Raw genomic sequence first — 20,994 nt, forward strand, 5'->3', positions numbered from 1 at the left:
AAATTTATTGCTCTTTTTTTTGTTGAGACACAAACTAAATGACCATCAACATATTACATAAAAAAAATAATAAATTTTGTTTGGATTTTAAAGTATTGTAAACTACATTCGTGTACATCTTCTTAGTCAGCTCCCATTCTTAAAAAAAATGAATATTTATTATTCATTTATTCCCGATGCCAGAATAAAAACACACAGTGAATTTATAGAGGTTAGTAAGCATTTTTAACACTTGTATTAATTAACGCAAAATAAATGCGTCTTCTTAGCACAGGTTTTAACCTATAAAATTCAATGTTTATGGCAGCAGCAGGTACAATTGAATCCATTACTCTAGCATTAGGAAAGGCACTTAAACCACTTTCCGGTTTGCTTACACCCGATTTGTTTGCAAAGCTTGGCGTTCCCCTACCTCAAAGCATTGAAAATAATGCTGGAATTATCAGCAAGCTTGCTGAAGTAAAAACTCTGGTTAATGAATTACCTGGTCTGATAACAAATTTAGAAACATCTATTACCAGTCAAAATGTTCAAAATATCCTTATAGATGGAGCCGAGTTAATTAAAAAAATAACCGGCATTCTGGTTAAAATTAAAGAACTAGGCGTTGCATTAAATACAGCAATACTTGGTTTACCGGCAAATATACAGGCAGATCTAAAAAATCTCGCCGATAACCTTCCAATCAGAATACTTGAATATTGTCTTATTGGATATCTTGGTGAATATTTACCATTACTCACCCGGTCTTTAAATTTGATTGGTGCAATTGATAAAGAAACCATTTTACCTCCGGGGATGGTTTTAAATACGCCACTTCCAGGGATTATCCCTCGAAGAATATATTTAAACAGACTTTTACAAATACTTTCCAATCCGCAGGCTTATTTACAAGAAACTTACAAGCTTGGCTTAGCGTCTTTTACAGGCAAAGAAATTTTAGAAAGAACAAGAGCTTTACTTATCAGCTTAGGTATTCCTGCTGAAATTGCACAAGTTGGTGCAGGGCCATTAGTTTTAAAATCTGATTATTTCGAAGCCGAATTAGATGCATCTATTAATCCTCCTGGAATTAAGTTTGAAGCAAAGGTTAGCGGCAATAATACTTTCGATAAAAGTTATCCAATTTCTAATTTATGGAAAGCAAGAATACAAAATACCCGCTCTTTTAATGCCGGGTTGAAAGGTAAACTACAATACCCTTTACAATTAACTCTGCAACCCGTAAGTGGCTCTGCTACTATGGATACAGCCTTATCGCTTATAGCAAAGAAAAGCAACAACGAAGCTTTTATGTTGTTAGGATTAACAAAAGGAACGCGACTTGAAGCTAAAAGCATTAATGCAAGTGTAGCGCTGAATACAGCTCTTGAAAACGGAACAACCAAAATTAATCCTTTTGTACAGGTAGCTATTGAGGGAGGAAAATTAATTATCGATTTTTCAGACAGCGATGGTTTTATTAAAACGCTTCTATCAAATGTAAAAACAGAAGCTAATTTTGATTTAAAAGCAAATTGGGATGCCGCGAATGGACTTCGTCTAGAAGGAAGCGGTGGACTCGACATATTAATTCCACTCCACATTGATTTAGCTTTATTCCTTATAGAAGGTTTATATTTTAAATTAGGCTTTAAAAACACCGAACTCAATGTAGGATTAGGTGTTATCATAAAAACCAATTTAGGTCCGTTAGTTGCAGTTGTAGATGGCATTGGTACTGATTTCCCTATAAGTTTTCCAGATAATTTAGATGGAAACATTTCGTTTGCCAATTTGGGCACACGTTTCGTTCCACCAACACGGGTTGGCTTATCAATCGATACAGGCGTAATTAAAGGTGGCGGTTTCTTAGGTGTAAATGTAGAAAAAGGAGAATACATTGGTGCACTTGAGCTTTCTTTTCAGGGTTTTATCGATCTCAAAGCAATAGCGATTATCTCTACAAAAATGCCCGATGGTAGCGAAGGTTTTGCTTTACTAATCTTAATTACGGCAGAGTTTGTACCAATTCAACTTGGTTTTGGGTTTACGCTTGTTGGCGTTGGCGGATTATTGGCTGTTAACCGACGGACAGAAGTAGAGGCTTTGAAAGAAGGAATCCGCACTGGTGCTGTAAGCAGCATTTTATTTCCGCAAGATATTGTAAACAACATTACACGAATCATTAGCGATTTGCAGCAGGTTTTCCCAATATCTAAAGGAACATTCATTATTGCGCCAATGGCCAAAATTGGCTGGGGCACACCTACCCTAATCTCATTGGAAATGGGTATCATTATCGATATCCCGGCCACCAAATTAATTATTTTAGGTGTTTTGCGTTGCATCCTTCCAACCGAAGAAGCTCCGTTATTAAAACTACAGGTTAACTTTTTAGGCGTTATAGATTTTAGTCAGGGTATTTCTTTTAATGCTGTATTATATGATTCTCGCCTGTTGGCTTTCACTTTAACAGGAGAAATGGCCTTGCGAATTGGATGGGGTAACCAACCAATTTTTGTTTTATCAGTTGGTGGATTTCACCCCTCATTTAACGAAGTACCAACCGATTTAAGGAACATGAAGCGGATAACCATCTCCTTGCTTTCAGGTAAAAATCCTCGAATTAGTGTAGCTACCTATTTTGCAGTAACCTCAAATACCGTACAATCTGGTGCTCGTGTAGAACTTTACGCTGAAGCTTGCGGCTTTAATGTTTTTGGTTATTTGGGATATGATTTATTAGTACAATTCAATCCTTTCTATTTTATTGCCCAAATTGAAGCTGGTATAGCACTTCGACGTGGCAGCAGTGAAATTGCAGGAATACACCTTGCCGGACAACTTAGCGGACCAACGCCTTGGCGAGCACTTGGTAAAGCCAGCTTAAAAATATTATTTGTAAAAGTAAGTGTCAAATTTGATGTAACCTGGGGCGATCAGGCTCCGCCTCAATTAGAAGAATCGATTGATGTAAAAGGACTTATTATTGAAGCGATGAAAGACGACAGTAATTGGAAAGCAGATTTACCTGCCAACACAAATACCAATGTTACCTTACGCAAACTTGAGCTTTTAGATGGAAAGATAATCATCCATCCGTTTACAATTCTTTCTCTAAGCCAAAAGGTTACGCCTTTGGATATGGAAATCAATAAGTTCGGCAATAATAAACCTTCGGATGATACCCGTTTTACACTTTCTGTAACAGATAATTCTGCAACTCAACCTATGCAGGAAGAATTTGCAATTGGAAATTTCATCAAACTAAAAGATAGCGAAAAACTCTCTCGAAAATCTTTTGAACGGATGAAAAGCGGTATCAAATTCCAAACTACTAACGAGGTGCTACATGGCACTGAATTACAAAAAGAAGTTGTTTATGAATTGAGCTATGTTCATCGTAAAAAAGGAATTGCCTTCATTATAAAAGTTGCAGGCTTTAAGCTATTCGATAAGGTTTTCAATATCTTTTCTAAGGGAAATGCAATCAGTAAAAATGCCTACTCCGTTAGTAATAAGGTTGCCGCAATTAAGCCTGCAAAAGTAGAATTGAATACCGGATTATACAGCGTAGTTAACACAAAAGATTTAACTGCCTTCAATGGTACAAACAGCGTAAATTCTGAAGCCGAAGCATACGCATTGCATGATGAGCTGTTAAGAAAAAATCCTTCATTAAAAAATCATTTACAAGTAGTTTCACAATTTGAACTAAACTAAAAGATGAGTATAAAAGTTGCAAAATATACCTTTGGCTCTTGGTTGCGTAAAGGCATTGGTGGTCGTATTACTACAGTTGATAATCTTGGAAACGGAGCAGCCTCCGGAACGCTTCGTTCTGAAGTTAATATTGAGGTTAAAGTAAACGACCAAGTTGAACCGAAGAACTTTCAATTACTTGGTCCGGGTGATATTATTGGCGTAAACCCGGCGATGGTGGTGCGCACAGAACCATTAAACTGGATTACCAATTTTGAACCCAACTATTTGCCTTTCATCGAATTTTACGATGAAGATTTTTTATGGCGATATACACCAGCAAAGGCAAATGGAGATAAACTCAGACCATGGCTCTCGCTTATCGTTTTAAAAGATGAAACACAGCCGGGCACAGGTGAATTTACTTTTAACGAAAAAAGATTACCATTGCCTTCAGTTACTGTAAAAAACGCGAATAGCTTGCCTCCTGCCAACCAGATATGGGCTTGGAGCCACGTACATGTAAACGAAGGTCACGATTCGACAACCGAGTTTGAAGCTTTTTTAAAAACACTTAACGATTTAGATAACCCAAATAGCGACCAAATTATTGGCAGATTAATGTGTCCACGCAAGTTGGACAGCAATACTGCGTATCGGGCATTTTTGATTCCGGCATTCGAAACCGGTAGACTTTCGGGTTTGGGCTTAGAAAATGCAAGTATTGATGCCCAACAAGCTTCCTGGAACAGCGCATCAACCAACATCGAGTTTCCGGTTTATTATCATTGGTTTTTCAGAACCGGAGAAAATCAGGATTTTGAATCGCTGGTAAAAATTTTAGAACCTAGAATTATGGATTCACGCTTGGGAATTCGGGATATGGATGGTAACGTACCAGGTTTTGGAATGACAGAAGGTACCGACATTGGCCAAACATCAACATTAAATATAATTGGATTAGAAGGCGCATTAAAAGCTCCAACAACGGTCTCAGAACCAAAACTGTTGGATACAGGAAAACCTTTTTTCAATCAACTTGAATCAATCTTAAATTTTCCTGAAACGCTTAAAAAGGCATCAAATACGGTTATCGATCCGGTTGTTAGTCCGCCGATTTATGGACAAAACCATGCGTTAACAAATGAAATCGATACCGAAAAAAGTGGTTGGTTGCATGAGTTAAATAAAGATCCAAGAAACAGGGTTGCTGCCGGCTTTGGAACTAATGTTGTTCAAAAAGATCAGGAGAAATATGTTGCCGATGCCTGGAAACAAGTTGAAGCGGTAAAAAAAGCAAACTTAAAAATTAAGCTTGTTGCTTTTGCAATGAATGTGAGCCATGCCATAAAAACAAAATTCACAAGTAAGCTAACACCTGGTCAATCAATATTATTTCTTTCTCCACTTCTGAAAAAAGTAAAAGGCTCACCTACAACATTACATTACCAATTAGAAAACAGCATATTACCAACTTCAGCTGTAAGCACAACTTTACGTAGAATACTTAGACCAAGAGGTCCGTTCTTTAAAAAAATAGCCCTCACAAATCCAACTTTCACACATACTGGATTACTTACAGATATAGACGAGGGTAAAATTACCGCAGCACCTCCCAAAATAATTCCCGTTGGTTTGCCAACTTTAGATGAAAAGCTAAATGCAATTCCTGGAAAAAATCATAGTCCGCTACTTGTCTGGATTTTAAACAATTTGCTGATTTGCTTAATTCTGATTTTGATAGCGATATTAATCTTTGGGATTATAACCGGAGCCTGGTATATATGCATTATTGCTGCAATTGCTAATATTGGTGCGTATTTCAAACTCCTAAAAATGAAATCAACTTCTTTTAATCCAAAGGATTTGAATAATCCGGAAGTATTAGCAGAAACTTTGGAGCAATTGCCAGAACAACCAGATTTTATTTTTACAGAAAGTAATCCGCTAATTGTAGAAACCAATAATGGAAATACTAAAGTTACGACCGAAACCAAAGAAACTACAACAGATGCTGATGGTTTGTCTTATCAGTTTGTGAACATTTACACGCCTGGCATTAGTGGAAAAGATAGTGTAGAAGCTGCAAATTTCCGGGCTGCTGCTATAAATTTAAACAACAGAGAAGCCATAAAAACTCCTGAAAAAACATTTACACGTTTTGATATGGATAATGCCCATTTAGAATTGCAGGAAGCAACAGACCCTAGAAAAGTGTTCCCTAAAATGCTGGCATCATTTGTAATTTACACATTTAATAAAAACTGGCTTTTCAATTTCGAGAACCTTGTACCCGCGATGGCTTACCCAGATATGCCAGAGCCTATGTACGAAAAACTGAGGGATATTTCTTCGGAATTATTGATTCCGAACCTGGAGCTTATTCCTCAAAATACAATTTCTTTATTGGTTACAAATCCAGAATTTATCGAATCGTATATGGTTGGACTAAATCACGAATTTGGCAAAGAACTACTTTGGAGAGAATATCCAACGGATAAAAGAGGAAGTTATTTTAGGCAGTTTTGGGATGTAAAAGGGATTATTACCAATCATAACAACCTCGATGAAAATCAATTAAAAGAAGAATTTAAAGATATACAACCAATTGATAAATGGTACAGCAGCAGCGCATTAGGCACGCATCCTAAAAGAAAAGCTCCAGATGGAGAACAGGTGGTTTTAGTTGTTAGAGGTGAGCTACTTAAAAAGTATCCAAATACAATTATTTATGCTCAAAAGGCGCATATTTTTAAAGATGAAAACGGTGTTATTGATGCGACTAAACAACCTATTATCCAACCTGTGGCTACAACGACAGAAATGGCTTCGGAAATTAAATTCCCAATGTTTAAAGCTGAGATAAATCCTGATATAAAATTCTTCGGTTTTGATTTAACTGTACCGCAAGCAAAAGGTAAAGATGAGCCGAAAATCGAATCTGATGATTGGGGTTGGTATTTCATTATTCAGCAAATACCTGGAGAACCTCGCTTTGGTATGGATATAAACTTTGAAAAAAGTGGCGATAAAGTTAGTTGGGATGATTTAAGCTGGAATAAGTATAGTCCACAGAATGGATTTATAAATATTGATGTTAAACCTAACATCGATTTTAAACCTGCTGCGCCAGAAAACATTGATGATTGGGGGCAAAATTCGGCCAGAATGGGGCATATTTTATATCAAAAACCCGTAATGATTGCCGTACATGCCAAAGAAATGTTAAAAAGTATATAACCCGAAAATTTGAATACGATTATGGGATATCTTGAATCACTAAAAGAAATTAAAGAGGTTAAAGCGCAAAGAGATAGAGTTGCAGATAAATTGTATAAACTGCAATTAGCATATATTAATTTGGAGCGCCAAAACAAAGCTAACCCAAATGAAAAATATCAAGCGCAGCTTAGAGAATTAGAAGCTCAAATCGAGAAATTTAGCGCAGCAAAGAAAGATAACTTTAACCTAACCAATCAGGTTATAGAACGATTGTATTTAAAGCAACAGCCAGAACAACTTATTGAAGAATGGCAGGATGATATTCCGATAAACTTACTTCCCGTAAGGTTAGAAACCAAATACAGACAAACACTTAGGGGCACACAACTTTTAGTTAGGGTTTACCCTGATGATATTGCTATAATTACTCATGAGCAAATGCTGACTGAAAGCGAACTTAAATTTGGACGTACGCATTGGAAAATTCTTTTTCAAAACACTAACAACAAAGAACTTATAAATAACGCATGGAAAAACATATTTGATAAATTTGGAGGCAACAGAGCTGCTTGGGTAGCCAAAAGTACCAAACCAAGCAATTGGGAAGAGCGGGCAAATTTACTATCGCCAGAAGATTTGATTTTTGCTGATGCTGAAACTAAACTAGACAGTTGGACAAAAGCGCCGCATACAAATGTTTTGCCAGATCGTTTTGTTTTAATGGGTTATAGAGCAGGCAAAGAAGTACATCGCTCTATTGGTAACCCGATAAAAGATATCGTAATTGTTGGCCCTGCTCCTATTATTGATAAAAACGATCCATCATTTACCAGAGACGAACAAGATAACCGCATTCAATATGGAGAAGATTTTGCCTGGATGGCAGATTTTGACATAGCTGTAGAGCAGGGTTTAGGTTTTGTAATTACACAAAGTGATGAAGATTTAAAACTTGGCTACGACCAATTATTGGTTATAGGCTTAAAAAGCTCGACAGATGAAAATGATGGAAAGGAACTATTCGAAGCTTTAATTGATAATCATAAATATAGCGAAGAAGGTTTAGCGCTGCTTAAGCAAGGTACGCCAACCAATAATACAGAAGGTGAAGATTCAGGTTATCAAAGTCAGCAATCGATAGAGGATTTTATGCTTCAGGTGGAAAAAGACTACAAATTATTTACTCCAACTGATAACTCTAAAGAAGCGACGGATGGACAAAGGCTTGCAGAGTATTTTGGTTTAGATTATGAAGTTTTTCAATCGGTACATAATAGCAATATCACCGACCACAGCGAAGCTATTGCAATGAACACTGCTTTGCATCCAGGTACGCTTGGTTATTTTGTAACCACAATGCTTAACGGTGTATTAGATGAACCAGATAAAGAATTATTAAGAAACCATTTTATAAACTACATTAGTGGAAGAGGCCCCTTGCCTGCAATTCGTGTAGGAAACCAACCCTATGGAATAATTTTAACCAGCGATTTCGATTCTTGGGTCTATCCACCAACAAGATTTGAGCACATCAATTTAAATTTACCTAAAAATAGTAATGCGTTTTATCCAAAAATGCATCAAATATTAGCTTATATGGTGGCTCAATGGAGAGATAAAGCCGATAAGCTACCGCAGATTACAAAAAATGGTGATGCAGGTGCAGCCTTATTAAAAATTCTTGGTTTACATCCATTATCAGTAGAGCTTTTTCAACGCAAAGGATATAGTTATGATTATCTAAAAAACCTGGAAACATTCAGCATAAATGGAAAATACTTTGCTGACACCATGATGATGGCAATGAATGCCTCCCATTTGAAAACATTGCTGGAATCTTGGGGTTATAAAACGCAGAAAGAAAACGGTGCTAAAAAGACACCACCAATGCTACTCGAAATTATATTTAAACACTACAATACCCAATTAGATAAACACAATCTTGTAGATACCCAACCTTTATCTGAAGAACAAAAAATAAAACCCTACGCGGATGATGTTGATTTAAACTACATTGATTGGTTACTTGCCAATTTGGATAACGAAACTAATTTAGAAAAGCAGAATTTTGGCGATAAAGACAAACCGACTTCTCTCCTGTTTATGATGTTAAAAAATGGATTATTGCTGGAAACCAACCATAGTATTTTTAAATTTTTAGCGACTAAAAACATCAATGCTTCAGAATTGCTGCAGAGCAGGAAGTTTATGAATATGAGTACATCAGCTTCTGTAAGTCCCTGGGAAATTTATAAGGCACCGGTAAACAAACTTGTAAATACAGAACAATCTGCTGCTACATTATTTAATCATGTTCATAAAGGAGTTGTAGATATAAGCATCACTAACAATTTAACAGAAAATAAGTGGGCACTGAATATTTTAAAAGATTTGCCTACTGCATGCCTGCAAAGGACATTTATTGAACATGTAGATATTTTAAGTTACCGTTTGGATAGTTGGCAAACCTCTCTTTTCGACCAAAGGATAGTAAATCAGAGGAATATAGCTTCTGGAATAAAAGAGCGTAAAACAGGCTTATATTTAGGAAGTTACGGGTATTTGGAAAACGTTAAAATGCGAAACACCCGAAAAAAAATATCAGAAAATTCTTTGCCAGAAGGACTAAAAGAAGGAGAAGATAACCTGTATGTAGAAAATGAAAACGGTGGATTTGTACATGCACCAAGTTTAAATCATGCAACCGCAGCAGCAATACTTAGAAATGGTTATTTAACTCATGCGCATCAAGGCGATGCAGATTTGTTATCTGTAAATCTATCATCTGAACGGGTTCGCAGAGCGAAAGCAATATTAGAAGGCATTAGAAACGGACAAACACTTGAGGCTTTACTTGGTTATCAGTTTGAAAGAGGTTTACACGACTGGAGTACCAGAAAAGTAAATCCGGTAATATTAAACCAGTTAAAACCCGATTTTAGAAAAGCTTTTCCCATTAAGAAAACCAAAATTCCGCAAGAGGGAAATACAACCGGACCAGAGGAAATAACAGAAAATTACGAGGTAGTAAACGGTTTGAGTTTAGCCAATGTAATATTGCCTTTCCCATTTGGCTTAACAAATCTGCCAGCGCTAAACACCGAACAAATTAAAGCTTTGGAGTTCGAAAAAAACAACTTAAAAAACACGCTCGATGCGCTTAAAGATTTGCTTACTGCAGAAAGTGCTTACCAAATGGCAACAGGTAATTTTGAACGTGCCGCAGCGGTAATGCAATCGGTTTCTAACGGAAATATCCCACCTGAAGTGGAAGTAATTAATACCGCCCGAAGCACACAAATGACATTTACCAACAGAATTGTTTTAACTTTTGATGCTACACTTTCTACCGACCCTTGGAAAAATGTACAACCAAGTGCAAAATCGATTACAGAGCCTGCCTTAAATCATTGGATTGGGAAATTACTAGGTAATCCTGCAGACATACTGTGCTTAGTTACAGCGAAAGATTCGGATGGAAATGTAATCAATGATGTTGTAAGCCTTGAAGATTTGAATTTGCAGCCTTTAGATTTTGTTTTGCTTATCCGTAATAAACTGGAAACGTCTGGCGCATCAGAATTGGAAAGCAGAATAAGCTATCATTTTTTAAGGTCGCAATCTTTGCCTGATGGTACCTTGGTTAGCATATTATTTTCAGATAGTGGCAGTCCGAACGATTTATCAAAGAAATCCTTTGCCGAGATTTTACCATTTGCAAACTACATCCGTCAGTTAATTGGCAATGGTCGGCCGCTTAATGCATTAGATTTCGTTTCTACATCAGTTGCAGAAACTCCAGCTAACATTAATCCTACTGAGATTGATTTATCAGAACTTAAAAACAGAACAACAAGTTTATATCAAAATCATTTAGAGGCAGCCATTCAAGCGCTTCAAAACACACTCAGTGCGATACAAATCAGCCTAACCGATACAACTCTTGAAAATTTAAGGACAACACTTAAAGCAACGGCCGATGTTCATTTTAGTTTCGCCTTTCCAAATAATGCTTTCGATAAAAGTGCAGATGCTGCCAATTTGCTAATCGAACAAGCTAAAACCGTTCTTTTAAGATTAATAGAAGTGCAGCAATCTTATTTATCTCAAAACTCAAAATTAAACCCAACAGGAGATATTGAACAAGAAAGCAAGAAATTAATTAAGATGATTCAAACCATTTTGGGCGAAAACTTTATGATTATTCCAAAATTCAGTTTTAGCAACGGAACTGAAATAGCAGCTGCAAGTGCTTCGTCTGATGAATTATTAACTTATGCCACAAGTTTAGGCATCGACTTACCGGTTTCCGAATTTCTACACAGTGCATCTTTAGTTCGAGAAAAAATGCATACACTGGAAATGGTTAGATTACTTCACGATAATTTTAATCAGGCTGATTTAAGTGGAAAACCTTTGCAACTTCCGTATAAAAATAATAACAATTGGCTTTCAGTCGAGTTCCCTAAAAATACAGAGTTGCTAAATGATACAATCTCCTACGTTCATTATGCACCACAAGAATTTAACACTAACAATATCCAAAGTGGATTATTGCTTGATGAGTGGACAGAAACCATTCCAAATCGGGAAGAAGTGAGTGGAATCACGTTTAATTATAACCAACCAAATAGCAGTCCGCCACAAGCCATTTTATTAGCAGTAAGCCCTAATGAAACCGGTAAATGGAATTGGAATGATTTAACCAATACCATATTAAATACCTTTCAACGTGCTAAAGAGCGTGCAATTGAGCCTGATGATGTAGATACTATGCCGAACTTAACAACCTTACTTCCGGCTACAATGGCAGAGTTTAGTGCAAGCCGTTTTACAAATATCTCTTTAGACTATTCGTTGAATTTAGCTGAAAAATTTTTAAGCGTTAAACATCTGGAAACTAAAATAAAATTACCATGATTCAACTAAGCGATCAAATTAAACAATTCTCGCCCGATGTATTGGTTAAGGATTACAGAATTTCATCCATTACAGCTTATAACCGACTTGAGCCTAGACCAAGAACAGAAAATTTTAATGAAAGCTTAAAAGCTGCAGTTCATGATGGGCTATGGTTTCTAACAAGGCAATGGCAAATGGGTGAGTTTGAAAGTGAAGATGCCGGATCTGCAATTGATGCAAGGCTAATTACCAAGCAACTACATATAGACCGGATGGCTTTGCAACAAAATCCTGCTAAAATATACAGCGATGAGATTCCGATGGAAGCACAAATTGAAAGAGAGCAAGTTCCATTTAGCTTAGCCTTAAAAATTCAGGTTTCACAATATTTTTTAAGCTTACATTCCTCAACATTACGTTCAAAATATTTCGCAGTTTATTTAACCACTTATCCCCTAACGGAAGATAATAATCCTGACTTTACTACTCAGGAGAACAGCAAACAACTATTAAGAAGTACAATAAAACGTTCTATTAACGGAGAACTGCTATTAGCCGATATTTTTGATGGAAGTTTCAGCAGCAAAGTTGGTATTGATGTTATAGACCAACCAGCAATTGATACCTTAATCAATAATCTAAAAAATTGGTATCAACGCATTTACACACAACCCGAAAACAACAGCGAGAAAGCATGGGATGGACAGAAATTAAGTTACGGTTTCACCACGGCTGCACCTAGAGCAGATAATACGGATCTTGTTTTAGAAAGTCCGGAATACAACAGCGGAAATTTAGATTGGTACAATTTTGATGTAAATCTGGACCAAAGAGAATTAAAGGTAGAGCAACCAGATTATGAACCAAATTTAACAACAGAAAGCGCCATTTCGTTTATCCCAACAGCAACTACTTTTAAAGGAATGCCAAATCAGCGTTTTTGGGAAATGGAAGATAGAACCATAAATTTTGGAACACTAAACGCCAAAACTTCCGACCAACTCTTGTTGTTATTTGCTGAGTTTGGTTTAGTATATGGCAATGATTGGTTTGTTATTCCTTACAGGATGAAAACGAATACGCTGTGCGAAATTGATGGCTTTGTTGTAAAAGATGTATTTGGCGACCGCACTTTAATTCAGGCGGCTGATGCGGGTTTAGACCAAGAATGGCAACGCTGGAGTATGTTTAATCTGAGTAACAAAGACCATATAGGAAGTTACAACAGGCAATTCTTTCTTCCTTCTACATTAGCCAATTCATTACAAAGCGCACCATTAGAACAAGTTAACTTTATACGTGATGAGATGGCAAACATGGTGTGGGGAATTGAAGAAATTATTCCTGATGGAACGGGCGTTGGCACCAGCGGACACGATACTGCAAACAAGGATAATGTTTTGCCAGAACCTTTGCCGCAATCCAAAGCTTTAATTCATTATAAATTAGGAAACACCGTACCCGAAAACTGGATTCCTTTTCTCCCGGTTCAGTTACCCGGAAGCAATCAGGATATTCATTTTCAACGAGCCTCCATGCCTAAACTTGGCTCACCGCCTGTCGATACAGTTAAAGCCAAGGGCGTTATTTTAACGGAGCAAGTTGCACCATACTTTATTAATGAAGAAGAAATCCCCTATTCTGGTACAATTATTAGTCGGGCTTGGCAAAGAACACGATGGTACAATGGCAAAACTTACAATTGGATTGGTAGGCACAGACAAACTGGAAGAGGCGAAGGAAGTAGTAAGTTAGCCTTTGACCAAATCGTTAATGCGAAAGAGTAAAATTTTATTATTTAAATATATTCAGTTATTACTCCAATAAAACTAAAATTGGTTACATAAAAAGCAATTCTTTTCAGAATTGCTTTAATTCATATATTGTAAACAATAAAGAGAACATCTATAGTCTTAATTCTTAAAACATCAAAATTATCGTTATGAATCTGACTTGAGGTGTTTTAGTATCGGCCCTAAGCTTAGTAAAAGTCCGTAAGGTACTTTTGGTTCTATAAAGCTAGATTTAGGAGGCAGGCAAATTTCCATTTCTGCTTGCTCGATAAGTTTATGTACGCTGATTGGATATACTGTAAAGAGAACGGCATTTTTGTGCTGGTTTGCATCAATTATTGTTTGTTCAAGTTTGTTCAAAGGAAGGCTATGCAATCGATGATCGGTTTTTGGATCTTTTATACCTAAAAGTGGGTCTAAAACAGCTTTTTGAAGAAAGCTCACATCAGGCATCTTAGACAGCTCATAACACTCTGGCTTTAAGTCCAGCTGAAACCACGTTCCATCAATAAGCAATCCAAAACGATGCTGCCTGTCTGGCACATATGGGATATTTGATGGAACAGGTGAGATATAAAAAATTCTGCCCAAGCATCCGATCAAAATGTCTACGTTAAACTCTCTGTCAGGCAATACCAAACGTGTAAATGTAGAAATATTAAGCTGGCTAGTACTTACATATAAAGACATAACCCATTGAGGGCTTTCAGCCTGCATCTTAGAAGCAGAAGTAAGTCTATGATGCCCGTCTCCAATATAAACGTTATTAATTTTAGAAAACAGATCAATAATTTCATCTAGCTCTTGTTGATTAGAAATTTGCCAGAATTTATGACTTTTAAGATCTTCCCGATAACAGATTGGTTGTCTGGAATTAATAATTTTTAATAGAAAGGCATCGATAAGCGTATTTTGCTGATACGTTAGCAATACTGGTGAACCCTCCAAACCAACGGATGCTCTGTAATCCGAAATCCTAATTTCCCTGTCCAACCGGGTTTGTTCATGCCCCAAGATTTTGCCTTTCAGAAAATCCTCGGCGCTCGTCATAGTCCAAAGTCCATATTGTTTCCCCAATGCCGACTGCTGTTCATAAACATACATGGTTTCGGAAGGTTCTTTGAGATATTTATTATCCATGACCAACTTAACAAGTTCAGATTCTACTAATTTGATATCCCCTGTACCAATCCCGTTTTCTCCTCTTCCTTCCAGGATGTACTTTAACGCAGAAAGCTTAGGCGAAGATTTTGTCATAAGAGAATCAAACCATTCTACTTGAGGTTTCAATGCATTCAATGCTGCTATAGTTGCCATAGATTTATTTTAAAGATTATGTAACGATAAAGGAGTTGCCCGAAGTGTGGTTTTTTCAAACTCCTTCATCAATGTTGTTAGTGCCAACACGCTTTCGATTGGCAGAGCATTATAAAGAGAAACCCTAAATCCCCCAACAGCTCTATATCCAGAAATTCCGACCATACCCTTTGATGACGCAAGCTTAAGGAAAGCTGTTTCAACATCTTTGTTTTTTGCCACAAAAGTTACATTCATTCTGGATCTATCACGCACATCAGCACATCCTTGAAAAAGGCAGTTACGATCTATTTCATTGTAGAGCATTTTTGCTTTCTCAATGTTAAGGCGTTCAATTTCACTTACACCTCCTACTTTTTTTAACCAAAGTAGGTTTAACATTGCAACGTATATTGAAAACACAGGTGGAGTATTAAACATACTATTATTATCCCTGAAAACCCTATAATCCGACATAGCTGGTACACTGTATTTTACAGAGTCAAGTAATGAGTTTCTAGCAATAACTAGTGTCATCCCGGCTGGGCCTAGGTTTTTTTGTGCGCCTGCATAGATAAAGTCAAAATCATCAACGTTTATTTCTCTGGAGAAAATATCAGAGGACATGTCACAAAATAGTGGAATCCCAAATTTTGGAAATGAAAACATCTCTGTTCCTTCTATAGTATTATTTGACGTCAGATGTAAATAAGCAGATCCCTCAGAAGGCTCATATATCTGTGGAATATACATATGTTTCTTTTCTCGTGAAGAGCCAACGATTTCAACCGACCCAAATAATCTGGCCTCTTGTATTGCTTTCTGAGCAAAGTGACCAGTATCAAGATAGGCTGCACGCTCTCTGTTTTTCAGAAAATTCATTGGTATCATAGAAAACTGGGTGCTTGCTCCTCCCTGCAAAAAAAGCACAGAATGACTATCCGGAACACCAAGCAATTCTCTTATAAGGAGTTGGGTATTATCGACAACTGCTTCAAAAGCACTGCTACGATGTGAAATTTCAAGAATAGAAAGGCCAGAACCATTCCAGTTAACTATAGCTTTAGCCGCCTCTTTCATAACCGATGCAGGAAGAATACAAGGACCTGCGCCAAAATTGTGGATTTTAGTCATTTTTATTGCATTAAATTTTACTGTAAAAATCAGTAAACAAGATGATTACATTTAGAACGCTTAAAAAAAAGATAAAAATTACTTTTTATGATACCATTAGCTTATATAAGATTTTGTTTGGCCATTTTAGTACATGCAGTAACAGAATTTAATTTGTTTTGAAAATCCAAAATATAGCCAATTATTGTAAATTATACACTAAGTGTATTTCTAAAAAAATAAATTTAAACTATTTAAAATACAAAAAAACCATATTTTTGACAACAAATAATTAATTAAAAAAACAAAATTATACACTAAGCATGCCGCTTGAAAATAAACTCTTAGATACTACCGACAAATCGATACTAAACCTGCTTCAGCAGGATGGGGCAATGACTTATAAGGAGATTGCAGGAAAAGTCAGAAAAAGCATGACCAATGTTGTTGAAAGAATAAAGTTTCTAAGAGAAAATGGCTTTATCCACAAAACAGTTGCTATTGTAAATATTGAAAAAGTAAGATCAGTCTTTGTTGCTTTCCCTCACATTCAATTATTATCTCATTCTATGGATATCATAAATGAATTTCAAAATGAAATGATAAAGCATCCAGAAGTAATGGAATGTTATTACCTCACTGGGCAGTTTGACTTTATGATCAAAATAGCAGTACCAGACATGGTAACTTATAATGAATTTATTCGCAATACACTTGGCAGCCTTCCTTATGTTGGTGTTGTACAAAGTTTTCTTGTACTGTCGCAGTCTAAACATGAAACGGCTTTCAATCTCTAGGCAACAGCCGTATAAAAACCTTAAATATATATCATTCTGACAGATTATTAATGATTCTAGCTTAGTTAACATAATAAACCCTTCGCTTAGAAGTTTACAAATCCCAATAATTACTACTAAGTAGCCAATTCATGACAAGACTATAAGCTTAAAAATAAAAAATTGAATTGCAATAAACTATATATCTGATTGTTATAGTTTTTTTACTACATTTATTTCAGATCAATTGACATGGCAATGAAAAAAATAATTCTTTTAAGTTCAGTTACTGTCGCTAGTGGAGTACTATTTGCAAACATCTTTAATTCTATGGTTATAGCTGTTGCAACAGATAGTGATATTCCTAATTCTGTACTAGCCGCTAGAGAATTTTTCAAAACAGCAAACCCTGGTAATTTTTTTAAAATATTTTCTCCGGCAAGTCAATTTCTAACTTTGCTATCGTTAATCTTGTGTTGGAAAAAAGCAAAACATATTAGGTTATTTCTAGGCATTGCTTTGATTTGCTATATCTCGGGAGATATTTTCGCCTTTACTTACTTCCATCCTAGAACCGATATAATGATGTCTACGCCAACTCCAGATACCGAAACTCTCAAAAGATTATCATCCGAATGGAGTAGCATGAATTGGGTGAGATCATTTATACTTTTAATTGGTGTTGTATTCTCATTTGCAGCTGTTGATAGGTTTTATTCATTAAAATCAAGCGCTATCAGATAGACAATGAGATTTGTCTTGTGAACAGAAACCCCATACACTTCCCAATAGCTTAACTATCAGCATCTTATCAAAATGCATTTCGAACTTTCCCATAGAACACGCTTTTTAATTCTCTTACATTAATTTACATTTCTAGCAGTCAGTTCTGGAATTAAAATAGTCGTAATGATGAATAAACGTGAAAAAACTTAGAAATAAAAAAAGGTCTTAGAAATTAATCTAAGACCTTTTAAAATTCGGGGTGGCTGATGGGGCTCGAACCCACGACCCTCGGCACCACAAACCAATACTCTAACCAACTGAGCTACAGCCACCGTATTTTTTAGTGTCACAAAAGTACAAATTTTAATATTTCTTGCAAATATTTTTTTCGAAAGATTTAATTGCTTTAATTAAACACCTATTACTCAATTAATTTAATTTTAAAAGATATTTCTAAAACACTTTAAACATAGAAATTAATGCTAAAAACCTACCTTTATACTGTTTATGATTGAGATTTATACAGACGGAGCAGCAAGCGGAAACCCCGGACCAGGTGGTTATGGAACCATTTTAAGAGCAGGGCAACATTATAAGGAATTAAGCGGTGGTTTCAGGATGACAACCAATAACCGTATGGAATTACTGGCAGTTATAAAAGGATTAGAAGCACTAAAAAGTCTTAATCAACAAGTAACCGTATATTCTGATTCTAAATATGTAGTAGATGCCGTTGAAAAAAAATGGGTATTTGGCTGGGTAACTAAAAACTTCAAGGATAAAAAAAATAAAGACCTTTGGCTTCGCTTTCTCGAACTCTATAAATTACACAAAGTGAAATTCATTTGGATAAAAGGTCACAACGACCATCCAGAAAATGAGCGTTGTGACCGTCTTGCTGTAGCAGCATCACACGATAAGCAAAATTTGGCTATTGATACTTTTTTTGAAGTTGAACGAAATAAAGCTACGTTGCTTTAATTAGTCGATACCTCCAACTACACCTAAGTTTTCGAGTTTCACATCAACAGTATCTTTTTCTGGTTGAGACGGATTTGTATAAATCAACATCATCTCTTCTGCTTTTTCAACCATATTTTTAGAACCGATAAATATTGGCACACGTTGATGTAATTCTGCGGGCTGAATATCAAGTATCCTATCAAAACCTGTGGTTGCTTTCCCTCCTGCCTGTTCAATTATAAAAGCCATTGGATTGCATTCGTAAAGCAACCTAAGCTTACCATTTGGAGAACGTGATGTTGTTGGGTAAATGTAAATTCCACCCTTAATTAAGTTTCTATGAATATCTCCTACCATAGAACCAATATACCTCGAAGTATATGGCCTTTTTGTAAGTTCATCTTCTACCTGACAGTATTTTATGTATTTTTTCACACCGTCAGGAAAATGCACATAATTTCCTTCGTTAACAGAATACATGTAACCGCATTCTGGGATGCGCATATTTGGGTGTGATAAACAAAACTCACCTATTGATGGATCTAGAGTAAAACCGTTAACACCTTTACCTGTAGTATAAACCAACATAGTTGATGAGCCATAAATAATATAACCTGCTGCAACTTGTTGAGTTCCTTTTTGCAAAACATCCTCTAAATTAGCTCGTCCTTCAGTTGTTTTACGACGGTAAATTGAAAAAATTGTACCTACAGCTACGTTTACATCTGTATTTGAAGAACCATCTAATGGGTCGATGCAAACAATGTACTTAGCATTCTGAGAAACAGGAGATTCTATATGAATAATTTCATCTTCCTCTTCCGTTGCAACAATGCAACACTCTCCACCACTGGTTAAAGCTGCAATAAATTGCTCGTTAGCATAAACGTCTAATTTTTTTTGCTCCTCGCCTTGTATATTAGTGGTTCCGATATCGCCCAGAATGTCTACCAAACCGGCTTTGTTTACTTCCCTATTTACGATTTTGGCGGCAATACCTATATCTCTTAAAAGCCGCGATAATTCTCCCTTGGCATACGGGAAATCTGATTGTTTTTCAATGATAAATTGCCCCAATGTTTTAACGCCACAAACCATACTTAGTGTATTTTTTACATTATCTACCTGATAACTCTATAACCTCTAAGGTATGAATATTTTCATCAGTAATGCAAAAACGAATTAAAGTTCTCACTTTATGCCAGCCTTGTTTTCCCGCCGAACCGGGGTTTATATGCAAACATTTTAGTTTTTCATCGTACATTACTTTCAAAATATGAGAATGCCCGGCAATAAATAATTTTGGAGGGTTAGTGTAAATTTCATTTTTTATATAAGAAGAATACCTACCGGGATACCCACCTATATGCGTCATTAAGACGTTTATTCCCTCGCAGCTAAATCGATTTTGCTCCGGAAACATTCCTCTTATCTCTGAATCATCAATATTACCAAACACGCCCCTTAGTGGTTTAAAAGCTGCTAGAGGTCCGGCTACATCTGCCCCAAAATCGCCTGCATGCCAAATCTCATCCACTTCATCAAAGTACTTAAAAACCGCATCATCTAAATATCCATGCGTATCAGAAATTAAACCTATTTTTTTCATTTTTAATTACTCATTTTTTGAGTGATTATGTATTTTTCATTATAAATCGTTGCAAATTAAAGCGCATCCAAAAAAACAAAATAACTAGAAAGCCAGAAAAAATGACTTCAATAACTCCTTGTATTCATCTGTATGTTCTTTTAATCCTTTGTAGATATAAAAATCTGATTCTACAAGATTAATTTCTTCAAATGAAAGACAAATAATTACCCGAAACGTTTCTTTATTTTTATCCGAATGGAGGTTTATCTTTTCACAAAAATTTAAATTGTAATTCTTAGCAAGCTCAACAACAAGTTCTGCCTGCTTCACTGGAAGAATAAAGTAAGTTTTACCAGTCTGACTTAAATAAGCAGCAGATTTTGCAACAAGCATTTCAAAAAACTCGATACTTGCATGTCTGGCTAATCCTTTCCGCTGCTCCTCATTTTTTAAATCGTTAACAAAGAATGGCGGATTTGAAACTATCATGTCGTATTTTTTATCTACACTAAAAAACTCCAGACTTGTATCGTAAATTTTTAGCCTTTCCTTATACTTTGAGTTTTCAAAGTTCAACTTTGCAGTTTGCGCAGCCATCTTATCAATTTCAACGGCATTAACATTTGCATTTAAAAACCGCTGAGCCAGCATCAATGCAATTACACCGGTACCTGTACCAATATCTAGTATGTATTTTGGATTTTCATATTGAACCATTGCAGCAATTAACACGCCATCGGTATTAATTTTCATAGCGCAATTGGTTTGATTAACCTCAAACTCCTTAAACCTGAAAATATTTTCCTTTTTTTCCTTCAAAATAATTATTTAAGCTAAAACCTAATCGGCTTGTTATCAACACCTAGCAAACAACATAAAACATTAAAAATCAAATATTTAATAGTATTTGAAAATCATTTAATAAGTA

General features: G+C 35.9%; 12 protein-coding genes and 1 tRNA gene. 7 read left to right on the top strand and 6 right to left on the bottom strand.

Features of this window, described 5'->3' with window-relative positions:
* Positions 1–300 precede the first annotated feature (300 nt).
* Genes ACO05K_RS08425 through ACO05K_RS08440 form a run of 4 tightly spaced genes read left to right on the top strand, consistent with a single transcriptional unit; the run spans position 301 to position 13,595 of the window.
* Positions 301–3,705, top strand: a complete 3,405-nt coding sequence (locus tag ACO05K_RS08425) for a DUF6603 domain-containing protein (protein ID WP_421944001.1) — start codon at positions 301–303, stop codon at positions 3,703–3,705.
* 3 nt (positions 3,706–3,708) lie between these two features.
* Complete coding sequence (locus ACO05K_RS08430; RefSeq protein WP_421944002.1) at positions 3,709–6,924, top strand: hypothetical protein; 3,216 nt, start codon at positions 3,709–3,711, stop codon at positions 6,922–6,924.
* Between the two features lie 21 nt (positions 6,925–6,945).
* Positions 6,946–11,826, top strand: coding sequence for a hypothetical protein (locus ACO05K_RS08435; protein WP_421944003.1), 4,881 nt, complete (start codon positions 6,946–6,948; stop codon positions 11,824–11,826).
* The gene (locus ACO05K_RS08440) at positions 11,823–13,595 is read left to right on the top strand and encodes a hypothetical protein (RefSeq protein WP_421944004.1); all 1,773 of its coding nucleotides are present in this window, start codon (positions 11,823–11,825) and stop codon (positions 13,593–13,595) included. The genes ACO05K_RS08435 and ACO05K_RS08440 overlap by 4 nt, the downstream gene beginning before the upstream one ends.
* Before the next feature lie 153 nt (positions 13,596–13,748).
* Here the strand turns inward: ACO05K_RS08440 and ACO05K_RS08445 are convergent, their stop codons facing one another.
* Both ACO05K_RS08445 and serC read right to left on the bottom strand, forming a co-directional pair.
* The gene (locus ACO05K_RS08445; RefSeq protein ID WP_421944005.1) at positions 13,749–14,918 is read right to left on the bottom strand and encodes a DUF1015 family protein; all 1,170 of its coding nucleotides are present in this window, start codon (positions 14,916–14,918) and stop codon (positions 13,749–13,751) included.
* A 9-nt stretch (positions 14,919–14,927) separates the two neighbouring features.
* Complete coding sequence (gene serC / locus ACO05K_RS08450) at positions 14,928–16,031, bottom strand: 3-phosphoserine/phosphohydroxythreonine transaminase (protein WP_421944006.1); 1,104 nt, start codon at positions 16,029–16,031, stop codon at positions 14,928–14,930.
* A gap of 302 nt (positions 16,032–16,333) precedes the next feature.
* Here serC and ACO05K_RS08455 point away from each other — a divergent pair, with 302 nt between their 5' ends.
* Both ACO05K_RS08455 and ACO05K_RS08460 read left to right on the top strand, forming a co-directional pair.
* On the top strand, positions 16,334–16,807 hold the full coding sequence (locus tag ACO05K_RS08455; protein WP_421944007.1) for an Lrp/AsnC family transcriptional regulator: 474 nt from the start codon (positions 16,334–16,336) through the stop codon (positions 16,805–16,807).
* 237 nt (positions 16,808–17,044) lie between these two features.
* Positions 17,045–17,530: an anthrone oxygenase family protein gene (locus ACO05K_RS08460; RefSeq protein WP_421944008.1), complete on the top strand. Its 486-nt coding sequence runs from the start codon at positions 17,045–17,047 to the stop codon at positions 17,528–17,530.
* Positions 17,531–17,770: 240 nt separating this feature from the next.
* On the opposite strand, the gene ACO05K_RS08465 is transcribed toward ACO05K_RS08460, so the two are convergent.
* Positions 17,771–17,844: transfer RNA gene (locus ACO05K_RS08465), tRNA-His, on the bottom strand.
* Between the two features lie 175 nt (positions 17,845–18,019).
* Between ACO05K_RS08465 and rnhA the strand changes: the two genes are divergently transcribed.
* A complete protein-coding gene (gene rnhA, locus ACO05K_RS08470) occupies positions 18,020–18,493 on the top strand; it encodes a ribonuclease HI (RefSeq protein ID WP_421944009.1) in 474 nt (157 codons plus the stop codon).
* On the opposite strand, the gene fbp is transcribed toward rnhA, so the two are convergent.
* From fbp to ACO05K_RS08485, 3 genes are all read right to left on the bottom strand, one after another.
* Entirely contained in the window at positions 18,494–19,573 is a 1,080-nt protein-coding gene (fbp, locus tag ACO05K_RS08475; protein ID WP_421944010.1) for a class 1 fructose-bisphosphatase, read from the bottom strand.
* A gap of 19 nt (positions 19,574–19,592) precedes the next feature.
* Positions 19,593–20,084, bottom strand: a complete 492-nt coding sequence (locus ACO05K_RS08480) for a metallophosphoesterase family protein (RefSeq protein WP_421944011.1) — start codon at positions 20,082–20,084, stop codon at positions 19,593–19,595.
* 84 nt (positions 20,085–20,168) lie between these two features.
* Positions 20,169–20,819 (bottom strand): tRNA1(Val) (adenine(37)-N6)-methyltransferase, encoded by a 651-nt coding sequence (locus tag ACO05K_RS08485; protein ID WP_421944012.1) that lies wholly within the window; start codon positions 20,817–20,819, stop codon positions 20,169–20,171.
* Positions 20,820–20,994 lie beyond the last annotated feature (175 nt).

The organism is Pedobacter sp. (assembly GCF_965227205.1).
Taxonomy (GTDB): Bacteria; Bacteroidota; Bacteroidia; order Sphingobacteriales; family Sphingobacteriaceae; genus Pedobacter.

Excerpts from the sequence above, each read along its gene's own strand:
- ACO05K_RS08425 (WP_421944001.1), top strand. The coding sequence starts at position 301 with ATGGCAGCAGCAGGTACAATTGAATCCATTACTCTAGCATTAGGAAAG.
- ACO05K_RS08430 (WP_421944002.1), top strand. The coding sequence starts at position 3,709 with ATGAGTATAAAAGTTGCAAAATATACCTTTGGCTCTTGGTTGCGTAAA.
- ACO05K_RS08435 (WP_421944003.1), top strand. The coding sequence starts at position 6,946 with ATGGGATATCTTGAATCACTAAAAGAAATTAAAGAGGTTAAAGCGCAA.
- ACO05K_RS08440 (WP_421944004.1), top strand. The coding sequence starts at position 11,823 with ATGATTCAACTAAGCGATCAAATTAAACAATTCTCGCCCGATGTATTG.
- ACO05K_RS08445 (WP_421944005.1), bottom strand. The coding sequence starts at position 14,918 with ATGGCAACTATAGCAGCATTGAATGCATTGAAACCTCAAGTAGAATGG.
- serC (WP_421944006.1), bottom strand. The coding sequence starts at position 16,031 with ATGACTAAAATCCACAATTTTGGCGCAGGTCCTTGTATTCTTCCTGCA.
- ACO05K_RS08455 (WP_421944007.1), top strand. The coding sequence starts at position 16,334 with ATGCCGCTTGAAAATAAACTCTTAGATACTACCGACAAATCGATACTA.
- ACO05K_RS08460 (WP_421944008.1), top strand. The coding sequence starts at position 17,045 with ATGAAAAAAATAATTCTTTTAAGTTCAGTTACTGTCGCTAGTGGAGTA.
- rnhA (WP_421944009.1), top strand. The coding sequence starts at position 18,020 with ATGATTGAGATTTATACAGACGGAGCAGCAAGCGGAAACCCCGGACCA.
- fbp (WP_421944010.1), bottom strand. The coding sequence starts at position 19,573 with ATGGTTTGTGGCGTTAAAACATTGGGGCAATTTATCATTGAAAAACAA.
- ACO05K_RS08480 (WP_421944011.1), bottom strand. The coding sequence starts at position 20,084 with ATGAAAAAAATAGGTTTAATTTCTGATACGCATGGATATTTAGATGAT.
- ACO05K_RS08485 (WP_421944012.1), bottom strand. The coding sequence starts at position 20,819 with ATGAAAATTAATACCGATGGCGTGTTAATTGCTGCAATGGTTCAATAT.